At 70.1% G+C, this 19,823-nt stretch carries 13 protein-coding genes; 8 read left to right on the forward strand and 5 right to left on the reverse strand.

Annotated features, from left to right (window positions below):
* The 4 genes from G7A99_RS04895 to G7A99_RS04910 form a co-directional block, all read left to right on the forward strand.
* The coding region (locus tag G7A99_RS04895; protein WP_163139080.1) for an FAD-dependent oxidoreductase at positions 1–1,128 on the forward strand (1,128 nt) is incomplete at its 5' end.
* Between the two features lie 103 nt (positions 1,129–1,231).
* Positions 1,232–2,230, forward strand: a complete 999-nt coding sequence (locus G7A99_RS04900) for an HlyD family secretion protein (protein ID WP_163139081.1) — start codon at positions 1,232–1,234, stop codon at positions 2,228–2,230.
* 79 nt (positions 2,231–2,309) lie between these two features.
* The gene (rbbA, locus tag G7A99_RS04905) at positions 2,310–5,021 is read left to right on the forward strand and encodes a ribosome-associated ATPase/putative transporter RbbA (protein ID WP_163139082.1); all 2,712 of its coding nucleotides are present in this window, start codon (positions 2,310–2,312) and stop codon (positions 5,019–5,021) included.
* A 4-nt stretch (positions 5,022–5,025) separates the two neighbouring features.
* Positions 5,026–6,150, forward strand: coding sequence for an ABC transporter permease (locus G7A99_RS04910; protein WP_018718456.1), 1,125 nt, complete (start codon positions 5,026–5,028; stop codon positions 6,148–6,150).
* A 961-nt stretch (positions 6,151–7,111) separates the two neighbouring features.
* On the opposite strand, the gene G7A99_RS04915 is transcribed toward G7A99_RS04910, so the two are convergent.
* The gene (locus tag G7A99_RS04915) at positions 7,112–8,650 is read right to left on the reverse strand and encodes a bifunctional aminoglycoside phosphotransferase/ATP-binding protein (RefSeq protein WP_163139083.1); all 1,539 of its coding nucleotides are present in this window, start codon (positions 8,648–8,650) and stop codon (positions 7,112–7,114) included.
* Between the two features lie 130 nt (positions 8,651–8,780).
* Here G7A99_RS04915 and G7A99_RS04920 point away from each other — a divergent pair, with 130 nt between their 5' ends.
* The 3 genes from G7A99_RS04920 to G7A99_RS04930 all read left to right on the forward strand — a co-directional run bounded on the left by G7A99_RS04920 (position 8,781) and on the right by G7A99_RS04930 (position 14,553).
* Positions 8,781–10,403, forward strand: a complete 1,623-nt coding sequence (locus tag G7A99_RS04920; protein WP_163139084.1) for an aspartate:alanine exchanger family transporter — start codon at positions 8,781–8,783, stop codon at positions 10,401–10,403.
* Positions 10,404–10,640: 237 nt separating this feature from the next.
* Positions 10,641–12,116, forward strand: coding sequence for a sensor domain-containing diguanylate cyclase (locus G7A99_RS04925; RefSeq protein ID WP_163139085.1), 1,476 nt, complete (start codon positions 10,641–10,643; stop codon positions 12,114–12,116).
* Between the two features lie 226 nt (positions 12,117–12,342).
* Positions 12,343–14,553, forward strand: a complete 2,211-nt coding sequence (locus G7A99_RS04930) for a PhoX family phosphatase (RefSeq protein WP_018718461.1) — start codon at positions 12,343–12,345, stop codon at positions 14,551–14,553.
* A gap of 61 nt (positions 14,554–14,614) precedes the next feature.
* On the opposite strand, the gene G7A99_RS04935 is transcribed toward G7A99_RS04930, so the two are convergent.
* From G7A99_RS04935 to G7A99_RS04950, 4 genes are all read right to left on the reverse strand, one after another.
* Positions 14,615–15,199 carry a c-type cytochrome gene (locus tag G7A99_RS04935; protein ID WP_018718462.1) on the reverse strand — a complete coding sequence of 195 codons (585 nt, stop codon included), beginning with the start codon at positions 15,197–15,199 and terminating at the stop codon, positions 14,615–14,617.
* Positions 15,186–16,484 carry a sulfite dehydrogenase gene (gene soxC / locus G7A99_RS04940; protein WP_018718463.1) on the reverse strand — a complete coding sequence of 433 codons (1,299 nt, stop codon included), beginning with the start codon at positions 16,482–16,484 and terminating at the stop codon, positions 15,186–15,188. The genes G7A99_RS04935 and soxC overlap by 14 nt, the downstream gene beginning before the upstream one ends.
* Positions 16,485–17,128: 644 nt before the next feature.
* The gene (locus G7A99_RS04945) at positions 17,129–17,728 is read right to left on the reverse strand and encodes a TetR/AcrR family transcriptional regulator (protein WP_040409495.1); all 600 of its coding nucleotides are present in this window, start codon (positions 17,726–17,728) and stop codon (positions 17,129–17,131) included.
* A gap of 81 nt (positions 17,729–17,809) precedes the next feature.
* Positions 17,810–18,904: a DUF3524 domain-containing protein gene (locus G7A99_RS04950; RefSeq protein WP_018718465.1), complete on the reverse strand. Its 1,095-nt coding sequence runs from the start codon at positions 18,902–18,904 to the stop codon at positions 17,810–17,812.
* Positions 18,905–19,127: 223 nt separating this feature from the next.
* Between G7A99_RS04950 and G7A99_RS04955 the strand changes: the two genes are divergently transcribed.
* Positions 19,128–19,823 (forward strand): transporter substrate-binding domain-containing protein (locus tag G7A99_RS04955; RefSeq protein WP_163139086.1); only part of this gene is annotated, 696 nt, incomplete at its 3' end.

A 19,823-nucleotide genomic window follows, 5' to 3' on the forward strand; every position in this document is an offset into this window, starting at 1 on the left:
CGCTCACTCGGCGAGCGCAGCCTCCGCGGCCGGCCGCGGTTCCTGGACGCCAACACCCTGGCCGTCGGCAACGAGCGCGTGGAGGCGGACGCCATCGTGATCGCCACGGGCAGCCGCCCCGTGATGCCGGCCCCCTGGCGCGATCTCGGCCACCGGGTGCTCACCACGGACGACTTCTTCGAGCAGACCGATCTCGGCCACCGCGTCGCGGTGGTGGGGCTCGGCGCCATCGGCGCGGAGCTCGGCCAGGGCCTCGGCCAGCTCGGGCTGGAGGTCCACGGCTACACCCGCTCGGTGTTCGTCGGCGGCCTCTCGGACCCAGCCGTCAACGAGGCCCTCATCGCGGGGCTGAAGCGCTCGATGTCCGTCACCACGGGCGCGGATGTCGCCCTCGAGGCGGGGGACGGGGACACCGTGCGCGTGCTTGCCAACGGCGACAGCCGCGAGGTGGACTGGGTGCTCGCCGCCCTCGGCCGCCGGCCCAACATCGACGGCCTCGGTCTGGAGGCGCTGGAGGTGCCCCTCGACGACCACGGTATGCCGCAGTTCGATCCCCTGACCCTGCGCCTCGGCGAACTGCCGGTCTACATCGCCGGCGACGTCAACGCCGCCCAGCCGCTCATGCACGAGGCCGCGGACGAGGGCCGCATCGCCGCCTATCACGCCCTCAACCCCGATGCCGGGTGCGTCGGCCGGCGCACGCCGCTGGCGATCGTGTTCAGCGAGCCCCAGGCCGCACGGGTCGGCCTCGGCTACGCCCAGCTCCCCGCCGAGCGGTTCGTCACGGGCGACGCCGACTTCTCCGGCCAGGGCCGCGCCGTGATGATGGGGCGCAACGCCGGTCGCCTGCGCGTCTACGCCGACCGCCACGACGGCCGTCTGCTCGGCGCAGAGATGGCGATCCCGGACGGCGAGCACGTCGCCCACCTCCTCGCCTGGGCGGTGGAGCAACGCCTGAGCGTGGACGATGCCCTGCAGATGCCCTTCTACCACCCGGTTATCGAGGAAGGCGTGCGCAGTGCCCTGCACGCCGCCCGGCGCAACATCGAGACCGCACGTCCGGCCCTGGAGCTGCCCCTGTGCGACACCCCGGCGGCGTGGGCGCTCGGCGGCGAGGATCCCGCCTGACGGCGGGCGGGCGCGTTGACGCCCTGCAGCGCCGTCGGCGTATCCTTGTGACCAGCCGCGCGGCGCCGTCGCGCGCCCTGAACACGTTCCCGAGGAGTGGGGAATGAAACGTCGCCTTGCACTGCTCGCCGCGCTCGTCGTCATCGCCGGCGCGGCCGGGGCCGCCTACTACTATTTCTGGCTCCGCCCGACCCCCCTTCCGGCCGGAATTGCCGCGGCCAACGGCCGCGTCGAGGCGGAACGGGTGGACATCGCCACCAAGTACGCCGGCCGGCTGGCGGCGATCACCGTGGAGGAAGGCGACTGGGTCGATGCCGGCGAGGTCGTGGCACGGCTGGATACCGAGGAGCTGGACGCCCAGATCCGCCAGGCCGAGGCCAACGTCAACCAGGCCAGGCAGCAGCTCGCCGAGGCCCGGGCCAACCGGGCCGCGAAGCAGACCGAGCTCACCCTCGCCCAGCGCGAGCTCGAACGCACGCAGACCCTCTACGAGCGCGGCCACGTCTCGGAGGACCTGCTCGACCAGCGCACCGCCGCCCGTGACAACGCCCGCGCGGCGGTCGCGGCCGCCCGCGCCGCCATCGACACCCGGCAGGGCGGCGTGGACGCCGCCCAGGCACAGCTGGAGCGTCTCCAGGCCCAGCGCCGCGACTACACCCTCAAGGCCCCGGTGGCCGGCCGCATCCAGTACCGCCTGGCACAGCCCGGCGAGGTACTGGCCTCCGGCGGGCGGGTGCTCACGCTGCTCAACCTCCAGGACGTCTACATGACGATCTTCCTGCCCACCCGCCAGGCGGGCCGCCTGCCCCTGGGGGGCGAGGCACGGATCATCCTGGACGCCGCCGAGGAATACGTGATCCCGGCGCGGGTGAGCTTCGTCGCCTCGGACGCCCAGTTCACCCCCAAGCACGTCGAGACCGACGCGCAGCGTGCCCGGCTGATGTTCCGGGTCAAGCTGCGGGTGCCGGAGGACGTGCTCACCGAGTACGCCGACCTGGTCAAGACGGGCCTGCCCGGCATGGGCTACGTGCGCCTGGGCCGCGACACGCCCTGGCCCGAGTGGCTGACGACACGGCTGCCCGAGCCGGCCCCGGAGCAGTGACCGTGGCCGGCCGGGGCGTGCCACGCGATCCCGTCGCGGACCGGCGGACGCGGCACCGACACCGCCGGGGGTACCGGCGATGAACGTCGCGAGCCTGCACGGCATCACCCACCGCTACGGCGACACCACCGCGCTGGAGGCCGTGGACCTGGACGTACCCGCGGGCGAACTGGTGGGCCTGATCGGACCGGACGGGGTGGGCAAGTCCACCCTGCTCGGCCTGCTCGCCGGCGTTCGCCGGCTGCAGGCGGGCACGCTCCATGCGCTGGACGGGGACATGGCGAGCGCGGCCCACCGCCGGGCGGTGTGCGAGCGCATCGCCTACATGCCCCAGGGGCTCGGCGGCAACCTCTACCCCACCCTGAGCGTGGCGGAGAACGTGGACTTCTTCGGCCGGCTGTTCGCCCAGCCCCCGGCGGAACGGCGCGCCCGCGCCCAACGGCTGCTGGACGCCACCGGACTGCTGCCCTTCGCCGACCGCCCGGCCGGCAAGCTCTCCGGCGGCATGAAGCAGAAGCTCGGGCTGTGCTGCGCACTCATCCACGACCCGGACCTGCTCATCCTCGATGAGCCCACCACCGGCGTCGACCCGCTCTCGCGCCGCCAGTTCTGGGCCCTGCTCGACGGTATCCGCGAACGCCGCCCGGGCATGAGCGTGGTCGTGGCAACCGCGTACATGGAGGAGGCCGAGCGTTTCGACCACCTCGTGGCCATGCACGGCGGCCGGGTCCTCGCCACGGGCACGCCGGCGGCGCTGCGCGAGCACACGGGCACGCAGGACCTGGAGTCCGCCTTCGTCGCGCTGATGCCGGACGCCGCCGACGGCGAGACCGCCGGCGTCACCGTCCCACCGCCCCCGGCGGACGACACGCCGGTGGTCATCGAGGCCGAGCACCTCACCCGCCGGTTCGGCAGCTTCACCGCCGTGGACGATGTGAGCTTCCGCATCCGCCGCGGCGAGATCTTCGGCTTCCTCGGCTCCAACGGCTGTGGCAAGACCACCACCATGAAGATGCTCACCGGGCTGCTGCCGGCGAGCGCGGGTGAGGCGCGGGTCCTGGGCGAGCCCGTGGGCACGGGGCTGCGCGCCCGCGAGCGCGTGGGCTACATGTCCCAGTCGTTCTCGCTCTACGAGGAGCTCACCGTGCGCCAGAACCTGGCGCTGCACGCGCGGCTGTTCCACCTGCCGGCCGCCGCCGTCGGCGAGCGGGTCGCGGAGAGCCTGCGCCGGTTCCGCCTGGAGAACGTCGCGGACACCCTGCCCGGCGCCCTGCCCCTGGGGGTGCGCCAGCGCCTGTCGCTGGCGGTGGCACTCATCCACGGCCCGGAGCTGCTGATCCTCGACGAGCCCACCTCCGGTGTCGACCCGGTCGCCCGCGACGCCTTCTGGCGCGAGCTCATCCGGCTCGCCCGCGAGGACGGCGTGACGATCTTCCTGTCCACCCACTTCATGAACGAGGCGGCACGGTGCGACCGCATCTCGCTGATGCACGCCGGCCGCGTGCTCGCCGTGGACACGCCGCAGCGCCTGCGCGAAACCCGCAACGCCGACGACCTCGAGACGGCATTCATCGCCTATCTCGAAGAGGCCGAACCACCGGGGGAACAGCCGGACGCCGGCGAGGCCGCCGCACCGGCCGCCAGGCGCAGCCACACGAGGCTGCCCGCCGGGCTCCGCCGGCTCGCCGCCTTCACCTGGCGCGAGGCACTGGAGCTGCGGCGCGACCCGATACGGCTGGCCTTCGCGCTGTTCGGCCCGCTGCTGCTGATGATCGCCTTCGGCTACGGCATCTCCTTCGACGTGGACAACATGCCCTTCGCCGTGCTCGACCACGATCGCTCCACCGAGAGCCGGCAACTGCTGGAGCACTTCCGGGGCTCGCGCTACTTCGAGGAGCGCGCCCCGATCGCCGACGACGCGGACATGGAGCGGCGGCTCGCCAGTGGGGAGCTGCTGGTCGCGCTGGTAATCCCGCCGGAGTACGGCCACGACCTGCTGGCCGGCAATCGCCCGGAGCTGGGCATCTGGATCGACGGGGCCATGCCGTTCCGCGCCGAGACCACCCGCGGCTACGTCAGCGGCGTACTCCAGGAGTACGTCGAGGACCTCTACCGGGCGCATCCGGAGGCCCTGGCCGCCGCCTCGCCGGCGACGACGATCACCCGGCTGCGCTACAACCAGGCCTTCGAGAGCGCCAACGCGATCACCCCCGGCGTGATCATGCTGCTGCTCATGATCGTACCCGCGATGCTCACCGCCGTGGGCGTGGTCCGGGAGAAGGAGATGGGCTCGATCACCAACGTCTACGCCACGCCGACCCGGCGGCCCGAATTCCTGATCGGCAAACAGCTGCCCTACGTTGCGGTGGCACTGATGAGCTTTGTCACCCTGGTGGCGCTGGCGCTCACACTCTTCGGTGTGCCGTTCACGGGCAGCCCGCTGGCGCTGATTCTCGGTGCCGTGCTGTACGTGTTCGCCAGCACCGGGCTGGGGCTGCTGATATCGAGCTTCGTGCGCAGCCAGGTGGCCGCGCTGTTCGCCGCGGCGATCATCACCGTGATTCCCTCGATCAACTTCTCCGGGTTCATGTCCCCGGTATCCGGGCTTGACGCGGCGCCCCACACCATCGGCGTGTCGTTCCCGGCATCCTGGTTCCAGACCATCAGCGTGGGTACCTTCGCCAAGGGCCTCGGGGCCGGCGCCATGCTCCCGGAGTATCTCGCCCTGGCGGCCTTCGCGAGCGGCTTCATGCTGGTGGCGACGGCACTGCTGCCGAAGCAGGAGCGCTGAGGCGATGCGGCGGCTGCAGAATATCTTCTGGCTGGGTCTGAAGGAGCTGGCGAGCCTCGGCCGGGATCCGGTGATGCTGGTGCTCATCGTCTACGCATTCACGGCCGCGGTCTACGCGGTGGCGAACGGGCTCAAGATGGGCGTGGACAACGCCTCCATCGCGGTGGTGGACGAGGACCACTCGTCGCTGTCGCGCTCGATCACGGACGCCTTCCTGCCGCCCTACTTCCAGCCGGCAGAGGAGATCGCACCGCGATCGATCGACCGCACCATGGACAACGGCCACTACACCTTCGTGGTCGACATTCCGCCGGATTTCGAGACCGACGTGCTCTCCGGCAGGCAGCCCGCGGTGCAGATACTGGTGGACGCCACCGCCATGAGCCAGGCCGGGATAGGCGCCGCCTACGTCCAGGAGATCGTCTCCCAGGAGACGCGCCGCTTCGTCAGCCGCGAGGACGCCTCGACGAGCCTGCCGGTGGACTGGGTGACCCGCGCACGCTTCAACCCGAACCTGGAGGTGAAATGGTTCACCGCGGTGATGCAGATCAGCAACAGCATCACCATCCTCTCCATCGTCCTGGTGGGGGCGGCGGTGATCCGTGAACGCGAGCACGGGACCCTGGAACACCTGCTGGTGATGCCGCTGAGCGCGGCGGAGATCATGCTCGCCAAGGTCTGGGCCAACGCCCTGGTGATCCTGATCGCGGCGACCGTCTCGCTCAACGTTGTGGTTCGATGGTGGCTGGGCGTGCCCGTGGCCGGCTCGATCCCGCTGTTCCTCTGTGGTGCGGCACTGTACCTGTTCGCCACCACCGCACTGGGGATCCTGCTGGCGACGCTGGCACGCTCGATGCCGCAGTTCGGGCTGCTCGCGATCCCGGTATTCATCGTAATGATCCTGCTCTCCGGGGCCACGACCCCGATGGAGAGCATGCCCGAGATCCTGCAGGCACTGATGCAGGCCCTGCCCGCGGCGCACTTCGTGCGCTTCGCCCAGGCCGTGCTCTATCGCGGCGCGGGCATCGACCTCGTATGGCCGGACCTGCTGGCGATAACCGGGCTGGCGCTGGTGTTCTTCAGTTTCGCCCTGTACCGCTTCCGCGCGAGCCTGGCCGCGGCCGGCTAGTGTGAAGGACCCCCGGCTGCACTTATGTATCAGTGCCTCATCGAGGTGGCACAGGTCGCTGCGCCACGGGCCGGCATCGAATGAGCCCGCGTAGTGGCCGGCTCGGTAGCCCTCGCGCGCCTCGGTACGCTCGCCAGGCGCGGCCTTGAGCAACTCCTGCATCTGCGCCTCCAGCGCCTCGCCGCTCGCAGTAGCCTTTCGAGTGTGAGTGGCCATGGCTTCGCCCTCCCAAGGGGATTCAGGTGGTCGGTCAACCAACCCGAATACCATGGCCGCTCACCTCGCTCTAGCTTGTGCACATCATTCCGCACACTACTCCGGCGGGACGACGTCTAGGGCCTGTCGGCCGTGCACGATCCTGGATCTTGTCCGGGAGGTTTTTGCCAGTTTACTTGCGGGTTACCGGGAAAACCTGACGACCTGCCGGCCGTTGTCTGCCCTGACCTCGTCTGTCGGGCAGTGCCGTGCCTCATTGCCGGCGCCGGTGTCGCTCCGCCACGTGAGCGACATCATCGCGGCTGTCGGTTGCCAAGAGCAGCCGACCTACCCGAGCTGCGGTGCTCGCACACGCGCTGCGCCGGCAACAACCGCACCTCCACCCCCTGAGCATGCAGACGCCGTGCCCAGTAGCGCACCCGCGAGCCCGTCTCCAGTACCACCTCCAGCGGCTCCGCCGGTTCCGGCCGGGATATACCATGCCACCCGCAGGTTGGCTGCTCCTGGCAGCCAACAGCTTCGAGGCCTGTGCCGGTTACCGGCGCATGGCCGGTCCACGGCGGGTATGGCAGGACGTCGGCTGCCTGCGGGCAGCCGACCTACCGGCGTCAACATACAAGGCCATGCGTGGTCGCAGCCCGTGTGCGACGCTGCCGGGACCGGTCCGGAATGTCGCACGCCTGCGGCGCGCGACCTACCCGAGCCTCGTCCTGCGCCGTTGCCGCGCCGGTCCGGCCGCAGCCGGCTAGCCCGGACCGGCCAGCAGCGACTCTGCCTCGCGCCTGAGCGCCTCCACGGGCCGCGTGGCGTCCAGCTGCCGCCAGTCCGGTTCACCGGCGCCGCGGGCAAGCTGGCGGTCGAGCACGGCGACCGTGGCATCGGAGGCATCGTCACTGCGCCGGCGCACCCGTTCGACGAGGACATCCCTCGGGGCGGTCAGCCAGAACCCCGTGAACGGCACACCGTGGGTCGCGGCCACGGCCTCGGCCGCGGCGCGGTCGTCCGGCCGGTCGAAGACCATGTCCAGCACCACGCTGTGGCCGTCGGCGAGCAGCTCGCCCGCGCGCTCTAGCACCCCGGCGTACACGGCCTCAGACACCTCGGGCCGGTACGCGTCGTCCGGCAGGGCCGCCTCGGGCGCGCAGCCGAAACGGCGCTTGCGGAAGACGTCGCTGCGCAGCACCCGCGCCCCGGGCGCGACGCCCAGCCCGGGGGCAAGGGCGTAGGCGAGGCTCGACTTGCCTGTGCCACTAAAGCCGCCCACCGCCACCAGCCGCGGCGGCACGGCCTCCAGCGCCCGGGCGGCGAGGGCCAGGTACGCCCGCGCCTCGTCGGCCTGGGCCTCGCCCGCCGCTCGCTCGCGCTGCACCCCGGCCGCGCGGGCCCCCACGTGGGCACGGATGGCGGCACGCATGGCCATGAACAGCGGCAGCGCGGCGACGCCGTCGGCCTCGTCACGCCGGTCCAGGTAGCGGTTGAACACCGCGTTGGCGAGCCCGGGGAGGTCCCGGTGCCAGAGGTCCATGAGCAGGAAGGCGAGATCGTAGAGGACATCGATGTCCGAGAGCGAGCGGTTGAACTCGATGCAGTCGAACACCGTGGGTTCGCCCTCGAACAGGCAGATATTGCGCAGGTGGAGATCGCCGTGGCAGCGGCGCACGCGGCCATCCCGGGCACGCCGGTCGAGGCACCCGCCCAGCCGGCCCACGGCCGCCAGGCAATCCCGTGTGAGGGTCTCCGCGGTATCGGCATCGAGGATCCCTGCGGGCAGCGCGGCGAAGCTCCCGCGGTTGCCCTCGACGGTGGCGCGCACGGCGTCGGCGCCCGCCCCGTCCGCAACCACGGCCGCCTCGCCGTGAAAGGCGGCGATGCGGTCGGCGAGGCGGATCATCAGCGGCACGTCGAGCCCACCGCGCGCCGCCATGCGGTCGAAGAGCGTGTCCTGCTCGAAGCGGCGCAGCACGACCACGTACTCCTCGACGTTACCCGGACCGTCCAGGGTGAGACGGCCGTTCGCATCCCGGTTGACGGCGGACACCCCGAGGTAGAGCGCCGGCGCGGTGCGGCGGTTGAGCTCGACCTCGGCGCGGCAGAAACGCTCGCGCGCGGCGAGCGTGGAGAAGTCCAGGAACCCGAGGTCGACGGCGCGCTTGATCTTGTAGACGCGCTCGCCGGCGAGGAAGACCACCGCACTGTGGGTGTCGATACGGGTGACCTCGCCCGCCCCCAGGCCGTGCGTTCCCGGGTCTGCCAGGAACTCGATGACCGCTCGCTGATCCGTCAATGCGCTCGCTCCCTGTGGCCGTATCGTGCAGCGGCGCGGCCGCGCCGCCGGGGTCCATTGTTGCAGCGCCGTGTTGCGAATGCTAAGACACGGCTGAAACGACACGCCTGCCATCGACAGGGACCGCCCGATGCCGGAAACCGACGGCCTCTACGCCTTCCAGTTCTTCTTTCAGAAGACCGACCTGCTGATCAACTTCCTGGTGATCCTGGTCGGCATCGCCTTCGGTAACCTGCGGATCAAGGGCGTGGGCTTCGGCTCCAGCGGGGTGCTGATCGCCGCCATGGTCGCCGGCTACTTCTGGCAGTTCGAGCCGGTCACCATCCTCCAGGACCTGGGCATCGTGCTGTTCCTGCTCTCGGTGGGGCTGGAGGCCGGACCGAGCTTCTTCCGCGCCTTCCGCCAGCATGCGCGGGAATACATCGTGAACGTGCTCGCGCTGCTCGCCATCGCGGGCGTCACGGTGGTCGCGATCGTGGTGGCCACCGGCGTGCCCATGGGCATCGGCCTGGGGCTGTTCGCCGGGTCCTTCACCTCCAGTCCGGCGCTCATCAGCGCGCTGCAGTTCAGCCCCGACGAGCAGGTGATCTTCGGCTACGGCGTGGCCTATCCCTTCGGCCTGCTCGGCGTGATCCTGTTCATCACGGTCGCCGTGAAGCTGCTCCGCCGTCAGGTCGCCGAGGAGCTCAACGCCCATTCCGACGTCCACACCGCGGTCTACAAGGTGAACAACGCAGACTACAACGGCCGCCTGATCCGCGACCTCGACGTGCTCACCGAGAACGACGTCGTCGTCTCCGGGGTGTTACGCGACCTCTCGATGCTGCCCGCCGGCGGCAACACCCCGATCCTCGTCGGCGACGTGGTCCGCCTGGAGGGCCGGGCCGAGGACGTCGAACGGGTCGGGCCGGCCCTCGGCGAGGAGATCCAGGAGAGCTTCGACGAGAACGCCGAGCTCGACACCCGTTCCATCGCGGTGGAGAACCTCTCGGTGGTCAACCGCTCGCTCAGCGACCTGGGCATCCGTCTGCGCTACAACGTCTCGCTCACCCGGGTGGTGCGCTCCAACGTGGAGTTCGTCCCGCGCCACGACCTCACCCTGGAATACGGGGACGTGGTCGTGGCCGTGGGCACGCCCTACCAGCTCGATCAGCTCGAGCTCTTCCTCGGCCACGAGCACCACACCGTGCAGCGCCGGGTGGACATCGGCTCACTGGCGGCGACGCTGTTCCTGGCCTTCGCCATCGGCGGGGTGATCATCCCGATCCCCACCCTGGGCCAGTTCTCCCTGGGACTCGCGGGCGGCGCACTGGTCTCCGGGCTGATCTTCGGGCACTTCGGCCACATCGGCAATTTCATCGGCCGCTTCCCGCGCAACGCCACCGCCGTGCTCAAGGAGTTCGGCCTGGCCCTGTTCTTCGTGCAGGTCGGTCTGGAGACGGGCCAGAGCTTCGTCGACGCCCTCGACGCACAGGCCATCTATTACGCGTTCTACGCCGTGGCCTTCGCCGTGGTCCCCATGGCCGGGAGCTTCCTGGTGGGCCACTACCTGCTCCGCATCCCCATCAGCGAGTGCTTCGGTGTGATCTGCGGCGGCATGACCTTCACGCCGGGCCTCGACATCATCCGCCAGGTGGACAGCTCCGAGCGCCCGGTGGTCGCCTATTCCTCGGTCTATCCGGTATCCCTGATCCTGGTCATCGTGCTCGTGCAGGGCATGCACCTGGCCATCGCCAGTCTCAGGGCGTTCTAGCCCCCGGGCACAACCGGGCTGAATGGGCTGCGGCCGCGGTACCACCCGCTCGCCCGAGTCCACCGCACTCCGCTGGCCCGTCCGGGTCATGACATGACCCAGGCGGGCACGGGCGTTATGCTCCCGGGCAGAGCGACGGTACCAATACCGGCGTATGGGCATCGCCCGTACCTCTTCGCTCGGGGTTATCCGACACTGCCGGACCTTTGCGACGACGCCCATGGCAGCGACACGCCTATGAGTTCGACGGAAGAAGACGAACAAACCGGATACGTACACCGCCTGCGCGAACTCTATCGCCTGCAGATCAGCCGTTACCCGGACTATCCGAGCCGGTACACCGCCCACCTCACCGCCGGTCTCAGGCTCATGGGCATGGACATCGGCATCGTCAGTCACATCGACGACTGCCGCTACACGGTCCGCGCGGTCCAGCCGGCCGAGCACGGCATCGCGAAAGACGACGTCTTCGAGCTCGGCGACACCTACTGCGCCCGGGTCGTTGGCACCGGCGCGGCGGTAACCTACAACCACGTCGGCAGCGACCCGGCAATGAGGGAGCACCCGGTCTACCGGGAGATGCACCTGGAGAGCTACATCGGCGCACCGATCCGGGTAAACGGCCGGATCTGGGGCACGATCAACTTCTCCGCCATCGCACCACGCACCATTCCCTTCAGCAAGGCGGACACCGAGTTCGTGGAACTGATGGCGCAGGGTCTCGGTCAGGTCATCGAGAGAGACGTCCTGCAACAGCAGCGAGAGGAGGCGATCACGCACCTGGAACAGAGTAACGAGCTCTTCGAAAGCGCCTTCGAGTTCGCCCCGGTCGGCATGCTGCTCGTGGACACGGAGGGACACATACTCCGTGCCAACCGTGCCCTGCTGGAGATGTTCGGCTACCGCGAGGACGAACTGTTCGGCCGCGATACCCGGGAATTCGCACACCCGGAGGACGTCGACCTGGGCCAGGACCTGCTGGCGGAGATGCGCGCCGGCCAGAGGCGGTCCTACCGGTTGGAGAAACGCTACGTCAACGCGATGGGCGAGACGCTGTGGTGTCTGGTCAGCGCGTCGCTGGTCCGCGGCAACGAAGGCGAGGCACGGTACTTCATCGCCCAGCTCCTGGACATCACCGAGGTCAAACACAACCGCATGGAGCTGGAACGCCAGCGCGCGGAGCTGGAGCTGGCCAACCACAAGCTCACCGCGTTCGCCCTGGCCGATTCACTCACGGGCCTGCCCAACCGGCGCGCCTTCCAGCAGCGCCTCACCGAGGCCCTGGCGGCCAGCCGGCGCGGCGGCCACGCGGTGTCGGTGGCGCTCATCGACGTCGACCTGTTCAAGCAGTACAACGACCGTTTCGGCCATCCGGCCGGTGACGATGCCCTGCAGGCCGTCGCCGACGCCATGAACGGCTTCACCCGCGACTCGGATTTCCTGGCCCGCTACGGCGGCGAGGAGTTCGTGCTGATCATGCCGGAGACGGGCAACGAGGCCTCCGCGACCGCCTGTGAACGGCTGCGCTCAGCCGTGGAAGCGATCTCCGGGCTGAAGCGGGCAATGAGCGTGAGCATCGGCGCCGCAACCTATCTCCCCGGCGAGACCACCGGCCCCCCGGACGAGGAGACACTGATCGCCGCCGCGGACGACGCCCTCTACCGGGCAAAGCGCGACGGCCGCAACCGCGTGCGCTACGGCACGCTCCACTAGCGGCACCGACGCAGACGCCGGATCCCGCACCGGACGCACCGTTGCCGGTCTGGCCCCGATCCCACCCCCCTGGTGGCCGTCCGGCGTCATCAAATCGCAAGACGCCCGCCGTAACCTCCTGCCTCGAAACGTTCCAGTCCCGCCCGGTCACGGCGCTCCACCCGGGCGCGGGCGCAGGGATCGTGGCCAAGAGCACAACGACGCTACCCGCCGGCAGGAGGCACCTATGGCATTCGACGACACGCAACGCATCACGCGCACGTCGCTGACCGACAGCGACGCCCCCCGCGGCAATAACGGCAACGACGTGGACCGTCCGCTGGAGAGCCGGACACGTCCGGAGACACCGTTTGCCGACGTCCTCCAGCAGCGGGTGAGCCGCCGGTCCGTGCTCCGCGGCGCCCTCGGCGCGGCACCGATCCTGGCCGCCCCGAACCTGATGATGATCGCGTCCGACGCCCGCGCCGCCGCCGGCGACGACGCCTTCCTCGCCGACACCCTGAGCTTCACCCCCATCGCGCAGTCCAGCGCCGACACGGTCGTGGTGCCCGAGGGCTACACGGTCGACATCATCGCGCGCTGGGGCGACAGCCTGACCCCGGACGTCGAGGACCTCGACACCACCACCATCGCCGAGGGCGGGCTCTACCAGCCCGGCGCCGCCGACGCGCAGGCACAGCGCTTCGGCTACAACTGCGACGCCGCGCACTTCTTCACCCTCGACGGGCGCAGCGACCGCGGCCTGCTGTGCATCAACCACGAGTACACCAACGACGACCTGCTATTCCCCGGCTTCGGCAACCCGGACGCCTTCTTCGACGGACTGAGTGAGGATCAGCGCGGCGAGGCCGTCGGCGTCATGCAGAACGCCCACGGCATCAGCGTGGTCGAGGTGGAGCGCACCACCGGGGGCTGGCGCTACCGCAGGGACTCCCGTTACAACCGCCGGGTGACCGCGCAGACCCCGATCGAGATCTCCGGCCCGGCCCGCGGCCACGATCTGCTTCGCGCCCGTCTCGCCGCCGGGACCGGCCAGATCGGCCAGGACGGCACCCGCGTGATGGGCACGCTCAACAACTGCGCCGGCGGCCAGACCCCGTGGCGCACCTACCTCGCGGCGGAGGAGAACATCGACCAGTACTTCGCCAACTTCAACGACGACGTGCTCGCCGATATCGCCGCCCGTGACCCGTACCTGGCGCGGGCCGTGCGCAGCGTCGCCGGCTACATCAGCGACGGGCCCTCCTTCCGCCGCTGGGAGCGTTCCGGGCGGGCGAGCGACGCCCGCTTCGACCTGGCCCGGGAGCCCAACGAGATCCTCCGCTTCGGCTGGATCGTGGAGACCGATCCGTTCAACCCGGACGACGTGCCGAAGAAACGCACCGCCATGGGCCGGTTCAAGCACGAGTGCGCGGCCGCGACACTGACCAACGACCGCCGCGTGGCCGTCTACTCCGGCGACGACTCCCGCCTGGAGTTCGTCTACAAGTTCGTCTCCGACGATGCCGTCGGCACGGACACCGGCAAGGACGACGACATCCTCGACCGCGGCACGCTCTACGCCGCCCGCTTCGACAGCGACGGCAATGGCGAGTGGCTGGCCCTCGTGCACGGCCGCAACGGGCTCACCGAGGCGAACGGCTTCCGCAACCAGGCGGACGTGCTCGCCATGGCCCGCGAGGCCGCGAGCCAGGCCGGCGCCACCCCCATGGACCGGCCCGAGGACATCGAGCCTTTCAATGGCCGTGTCTACATCGCGATGACCAAGAACGCCAAGGACGCGGACAACCCGGTCGCCCGCGACGCCACCAACGCCGACGCCGCCAACCCGCGCCTGCACAACACCCTCGGCCACGTCGTCGAGATCCGCGAGGACGGCCCCGACCACGGCGCCACGACCTTCACCTGGGAGATATTCCTGCTCGCCGGCGACCCGGCCAGGGGTCGTTTCATCGACAGCGAGGGCACCATGCGCCACTTCAGCGAGGCGGTGGGCGAGGCGCCGGTGGGCGGCCTCGCGGACACCACGACCTACTTCGGCGGCTACGGCCGTGCCGAGGAGGTCGACGCCTTCGGCTGCCCGGACAACCTCACCCACGACAGCCGGCACAATCTCTGGATCATCACCGACGGCAATCCCTTCGGCCACGACGGCACCTTCGCCGTGCCCACCACCGGCGCCGCGCGCGGAAAACTACGCCGCTTCATGGCCGGTCCGGTGGACTGCGAGGTCTGCGGCTGCGAGTTCAACCCGGACGAAACGGCGCTGTTCCTCGACATCCAGCACCCGGGCGACGGCGGCGACCTCACCGGCCCGACCAGCAGCTGGCCGGACGGCGAGCTCGGCAACGCGCCGAAGGACCGCAACGGCGTCATCCAGCCCCGGCCCAGCCTGATCGCGGTGCGCCGCACCGACGGCGGCCGCGTCGGCAGCTGAGCCCCGCCGCCGGAGGCGATCACGGGCCCGGCCGCGCGCCGGGCCCGTACCGTTGCCGGGCTCAGTCGCCACAGTCCTCCATGCAGGCGGTGTTGTCGGTGTCCGGCCTCGGGTCGGGCGAGACGAAGCCGTCGCGGTTCGGCATCTTCACCTCGGGCAGGGATTCCCGGTCGAGGGTCGCATCCGCGGGCACGATGCCGTTGAGGTGCAGCAGGTAGGCGGTCACCGCGTACACCTGGTGCGCGGACAACGACTCCGGCGCCGTGAACGGCATGGCGCGGTGGACATAGTCGAACACCGTTGTCGCGTCGGGCCAGTAGCTGCCCACCGTCTTTACGGGGCTATCGGAGGCCAGCGTGCCCCGGCCGCCCACCAGGCGGTTCATCGGGCCGCCCTCGCCCTTCTCGCCGTGGCAGCTCGCGCAGTTCTTGGCATAGACCTCGCGCCCCTGGGCGACGCTGCCGCTGCCCTCGGGCAGGCCCTTGCCGCTCGGCGGCACGTCGATATCCCATTTGGCGATGGTTTCGTGTGTCACCGGCGTGCCGAGATCATAGGTGCGCCCGTTGTCCGCGGCCCCTGCCGCGCCGGCGAGGGCGAGCCCGGCGAGTACGGCGAATGCCGCGATCGCATGCTTACGCGTGAACATTGGTGACCTCCCCGTCCGGCGCGACGTGCCAGGACTGGATGCCGTTGTAGTGATACACGTAGTCCAGCCCGCGGGCGTCGATGAGCTGCTCCCGCGTGGGCTGGACGTAGCCCGTCTCGTCGATGGCGCGGCTCTGCAGCACCGCCTCGGCGCCGCTCCAGCGCCACGGCAGGCGGAACCGGGTCACGCAGCGCGGCAGCACCGGGTCGTCGAGCTCCGCGGTCTCCCAGTTGCGGCCGCCGTCGACGGAGACATCCACACGGGTGATACGGCCGCGCCCGGACCAGGCCAGCCCGCGGATCTCGTGGAAGCCCTTGCCCCCGACACGCTGGCCACCGGACGGCGAGGTGATGACGGACTTGGCCTCCATGATGTAGGTGAACTGCCGGGCCGTGCCGTCGGGCATGAGATCCGTGTACTTGGAAGTCTCCTCGCGGGTCATGTACGGCTCGCTGCCGACCTCCAGCCGCCGCAGCCACTTGATCTGGGTGTTGCCCTCGTAGCCCGGCAGGATCAGGCGCAGGGGATAGCCCTGCTCCGGGCGCAGCGCCTCGCCGTTCTGCGCGTAGCACAGCAGCGCGTCGTCCATCGCCTTGTCCATGGGGATGCTGCGGGTCATGGCGGCGGCGTCCGCGCCCTCGGCCAGGATCCACTTGCCCTCAGGCTGCACGCCCGCCTCCTTCAGGACCGTGGACAGCGGCACGCCGGTCCACTCGCAGCAGCTCAGCAGACCGTGGGTGTCCTGGACCGTGGTGCCGGTCGCGGACTTCCACTCCGTCAGCGTATTCCCGGAACACTCGAGGAAACGGATCATCGAGACCTGCGGGAAGCGCATCAGCTCGTCGATGGTGAACATCAGCGGCTGCTCCACCAGCCCGTGGACCACCAGCCGGTGCTCGGAGGGGTGGATGGCCGGCACGCCACCGTGGTGACGCTCGTAGACCAGACCGTTGGGCGTGATCATCCCGTTGAGGTCCTGCAGTGGCGTGAAGCTCCAGGAGGACAGGTCCGTGGGGGTCAGATCGGTGGGCCGGCGCACCACGTCCTTCTCGAACTTCGAGGGCATCCCGTAGGCCGGGGTGAGTATCGGGCTGCCCTGCTGCGTGGTCCACGAGGGCACCGCCAGCGGCTCGGGCTTGCCCGCGGCGAGCGCGGAGCCCACGGCACCCGGTGCCGCAGCGGCGCCTGCCAGCATCGCCGCGTCCCGCATGAAGCGCCGACGCCTGGGATCCGCCGGGGCCGTGTCGGTGCCGGTGTCTCCCTCGTCACGTGTCTTCTTTGTCATGCCTTCTCCTCCCCTGTCAGCCCTGCGACGCCTTCGAAGGCGGGACGGGCCGGAACTGTACCGACCAGTCCATACACTCCACTTTAGACTGCGTGGGCGGCGCTGTCAGCCCCGGCATGGACAGGGGAAAGGGATCTGTCCGGCCGTTTCAGCCGCAGGCGGGTTGCTCGAAGGCAACCAACAGTCACAGGGAAAGGCATGGCGAAGGCCGGGAGACGCCCGCCCACGGGAGGGGCGCGGAATCGGCCTTTCGCGGGGATCGTGTGCCGGGGCCGTACGACACCCTCGCACCACCGACAGGTACCCTGCGCACGATTCCGCCCCGGCCGTGTGGTTGTGGCTTGACCGCTCCTGGCAGCCACTATCCGGTCCTGCCGTGCTGGCGACGCCGACTGCCTTGGGCCGCCGACCCTGTGGCCCCGATACGCGCGCGTTCCGCGAGCGCCTGCGCAGGCAGGCAAAGCCAGGATGGCCACCCTGGGGGCGGCCATGCGCAAGGGCGTCCACGCCTGTTTCCGTGTCATCAAAAACCGGACACCCGACCCCGCAAATCGCTCGATCCGGGCAACGGTATCCACCCGGGCTCACGGCTGCCGTGAGACCGGCGCTTCCCGCCACCTTGCGATAGTGGGGTAAACGGGGAGTCAGTCGCCGCTGGCGAGGCCGTCGAGGACGAGGTCGACGAACTCGTCGGCGATCTCCCGCGGGGTGCGGCTGCCATCGGGCCGGAGCCAGAGGTAGCTGTAGTGGTGAAGACCGAGCAGGGCCTTGACGGTGAACGGCCCGCCGCGGCGGAAGCTGCCGTCGTCGACGCCGCGCTGGAGCACCGCCGCCCACACCGCCTCGTAGTCGCGGTGCAGGGCCTGAACCGCCTCGTGCCGCTCCGCACCGATGGCGTGCTGCTCGCGGAAACACACCGTGAGCTCCGGGCGATGGTGGGCGATGGTTTCCATGACCCGGCGCGAGAGCGCACGCAGCCGCTCCTCGGCGGTCATGGGCTCGGCGAGCAGGCCGTTGCCGTACGCGATGAGCGCGCGCAGGTAGCGGGTGAGGATCTCGAAGAGGATCTCTTCCTTGCTGGAGAACTGGTAGTAGAGCGAGCTGCGGCCAAGCCCGGTCTCGCGCTCCAGCTCCTTCATACCCGTGGCATGAAAGCCGTGCTCGGCGAACAGCCGCGCAGCCGCCTGGAGGATCCGCTCCCTCGGGGTATCCGCGCCGTCCCCGGCGCCGGGTGCATCCTGCATGACCATAGAACCACTAACGATGAAAGGCTGCCGCAGTATACCCACGCCGCCCCGGCGCGAGGAAAGCGCCGGGCACGCCTGTCAGCCGTTGCGGCGCACCCGGGTCGCACCGTCGCGCAGCCCGGCCGCGGTGTGGATACGTTCCGCCCATCGGGCGCGCAGGTGCTCGCCATGCCAGGCGGAGACGTCCGGCACAGGCGGCAGGCCACGCTCCAGCCACTCCTCCAGCCGCTCGGTCAGCGCGTTGGCGTCGTTCCAGGCATAGCGATAGATCTCCGGGTACTGCTCCGGGTAGCACAGCGCGTCGGGCACCAGCGGGCAGGCGCCGGCGCTCGCGGCCTCGATCACCCCCAGGCCCTGGAACTCGTGGTGGGCCGTACTCACCACGATACCGGCCTGGCCGAGCAACGAGCGGTAACGTTGCCGCTCGACCCGACCGTCGGCAACGATGCGCTCGCCCAGCGCCTCGCGCAGCCGGGTCAGCGGCGTCGGCACATGGCGCGGGCGGGGTCCGAGCAGCGCGAGCCGGAAGTCGTTGCCCCGCTCGGCGAGGGTGATCATGGCCTCCGCGAAGACCTCCGGGGCCTTGTCGTACTCCCAGCGATGGTTCCACAGGATCAGCCGCGGGTCGCGCTCCGGCGCCGGCGGAATCGGTTTCACCGGCACGGGCAGCACCTCGCAGGCCGGCCGCAGACGCTCGGCGATGCCCTCCGGGACGGCGTCCGGCATCCGGTCGAGCAGCGCCGCCACGCCCTCCAGGAAGCTCTCGCGGTTGAACGCGGAGTTGAACAACAGCCGATCGGCAGCGAGCGCGGCATACAGCTGCACCATCTGCGGCTCCACCGAGCGCACCTGCTGCGGGCTCACCGGGTAGGCGAACTGGTTCTCGTGGAAATACAGCAACGCCGGAACGCCCGCGAGCGCCGGGAACAGCCCGCGCAGGGTGGCGAGGTCGACCATCGAGGTCGCGACGATCAGCGCCGGCGGCTCGGCGGGCAGCGTATCGAGCCAGGACAGCGGGTTGCCGCGGATGCGCCATCGGAAATGCCGGCCGGGCAGCTCGAAGCGGCTCCACTGGACATCATCGATGGTCCGCACGAGCCAGTCCGCCCAGGCACGATGACTGTCCGCACGGTAAGCGGAGAGCAGCCACGCCGTCGGCCTTTGCGTGTTCATGGATATCCCTGATCGGTATTTTCGTTCGTGATCGATGCGCCATTCTCCCACGAGGCGGCGCAATGGTGATCCCCTCTGGGGCAGACAGCCTCCTCCGCCGACGGTTCCGGCTTTTACACTACCGCCGCGACTCGACTAGGCTTCAGGGGCGGGTCGGGTCGAGGGGGCCGCCACCGCCGCCACAGAACGGATAACGCTAATAAAGAAGGACTGCGCGATACCGATGCGTTGGGACCGCCGAAAGTGCCTGCGCGGCGCCGAGGACGCCCGGCCCGCACGCCGGCGGCATACCGGGTTGCCGGCACTGCTGCTGTCGGTGCTCGCGCTGTTGCTCTGTGCATCCGTCGCCGCCCAGGCGCGCACCGTGCGCGTGGGTATCTACGACAATCCGCCGCGGCTGTTCACCGGCAGCGACGGCGAGCCCCAGGGCTTCTGGGCAGAGCTGCTGAAGACCATCGCCGAGCGGGAGGACTGGCAGCTGGAATGGGTACCCGGCACCTGGTCCGAGGGCCTCGCACGGCTGCAGGCGGGCGAGATCGACGTCATGCCCGACGTCGCGCGTACCGCGGAGCGCGCCGAGCGCATGCGCTTCTGCGAGGAGACCGTCCTGACGAGCTGGTCGCGGGTGTACGTGCGCCCGCACGGCGGTATCGAGTCCCTCCTGGACCTGGACGGCCGCCGGGTCGGCACCCTCGAAGGCAGCGTCAACGTCTCCGGCAGCGGCGGGCTGCACGAGCTCCTGGAGAGCTTCGGCATCGACGCCGAGCTCGTTGCCCTGGCCAGCTACCGGGACGCCTTCAACGCGCTCGCCACCGGGCGCGTCGATGCGGTGGCGAGCAACAAGGACATCGGCAACCGGCTCTATCCCACCTACGGCGCGGTGCCGGCACCCATCGTCTTCCAGCCGGTGGAGCTGCAC

The organism is Arhodomonas sp. KWT (assembly GCF_010993615.1).

Excerpts from the sequence above, each read along its gene's own strand:
- G7A99_RS04950 (WP_018718465.1), bottom strand. The coding sequence starts at position 18,904 with ATGAACACGCAAAGGCCGACGGCGTGGCTGCTCTCCGCTTACCGTGCG.
- G7A99_RS04930 (WP_018718461.1), top strand. The coding sequence starts at position 12,343 with ATGGCATTCGACGACACGCAACGCATCACGCGCACGTCGCTGACCGAC.
- rbbA (WP_163139082.1), top strand. The coding sequence starts at position 2,310 with ATGAACGTCGCGAGCCTGCACGGCATCACCCACCGCTACGGCGACACC.
- G7A99_RS04925 (WP_163139085.1), top strand. The coding sequence starts at position 10,641 with ATGAGTTCGACGGAAGAAGACGAACAAACCGGATACGTACACCGCCTG.
- soxC (WP_018718463.1), bottom strand. The coding sequence starts at position 16,484 with ATGACAAAGAAGACACGTGACGAGGGAGACACCGGCACCGACACGGCC.
- G7A99_RS04900 (WP_163139081.1), top strand. The coding sequence starts at position 1,232 with ATGAAACGTCGCCTTGCACTGCTCGCCGCGCTCGTCGTCATCGCCGGC.
- G7A99_RS04935 (WP_018718462.1), bottom strand. The coding sequence starts at position 15,199 with ATGTTCACGCGTAAGCATGCGATCGCGGCATTCGCCGTACTCGCCGGG.
- G7A99_RS04910 (WP_018718456.1), top strand. The coding sequence starts at position 5,026 with ATGCGGCGGCTGCAGAATATCTTCTGGCTGGGTCTGAAGGAGCTGGCG.
- G7A99_RS04945 (WP_040409495.1), bottom strand. The coding sequence starts at position 17,728 with ATGCAGGATGCACCCGGCGCCGGGGACGGCGCGGATACCCCGAGGGAG.
- G7A99_RS04920 (WP_163139084.1), top strand. The coding sequence starts at position 8,781 with ATGCCGGAAACCGACGGCCTCTACGCCTTCCAGTTCTTCTTTCAGAAG.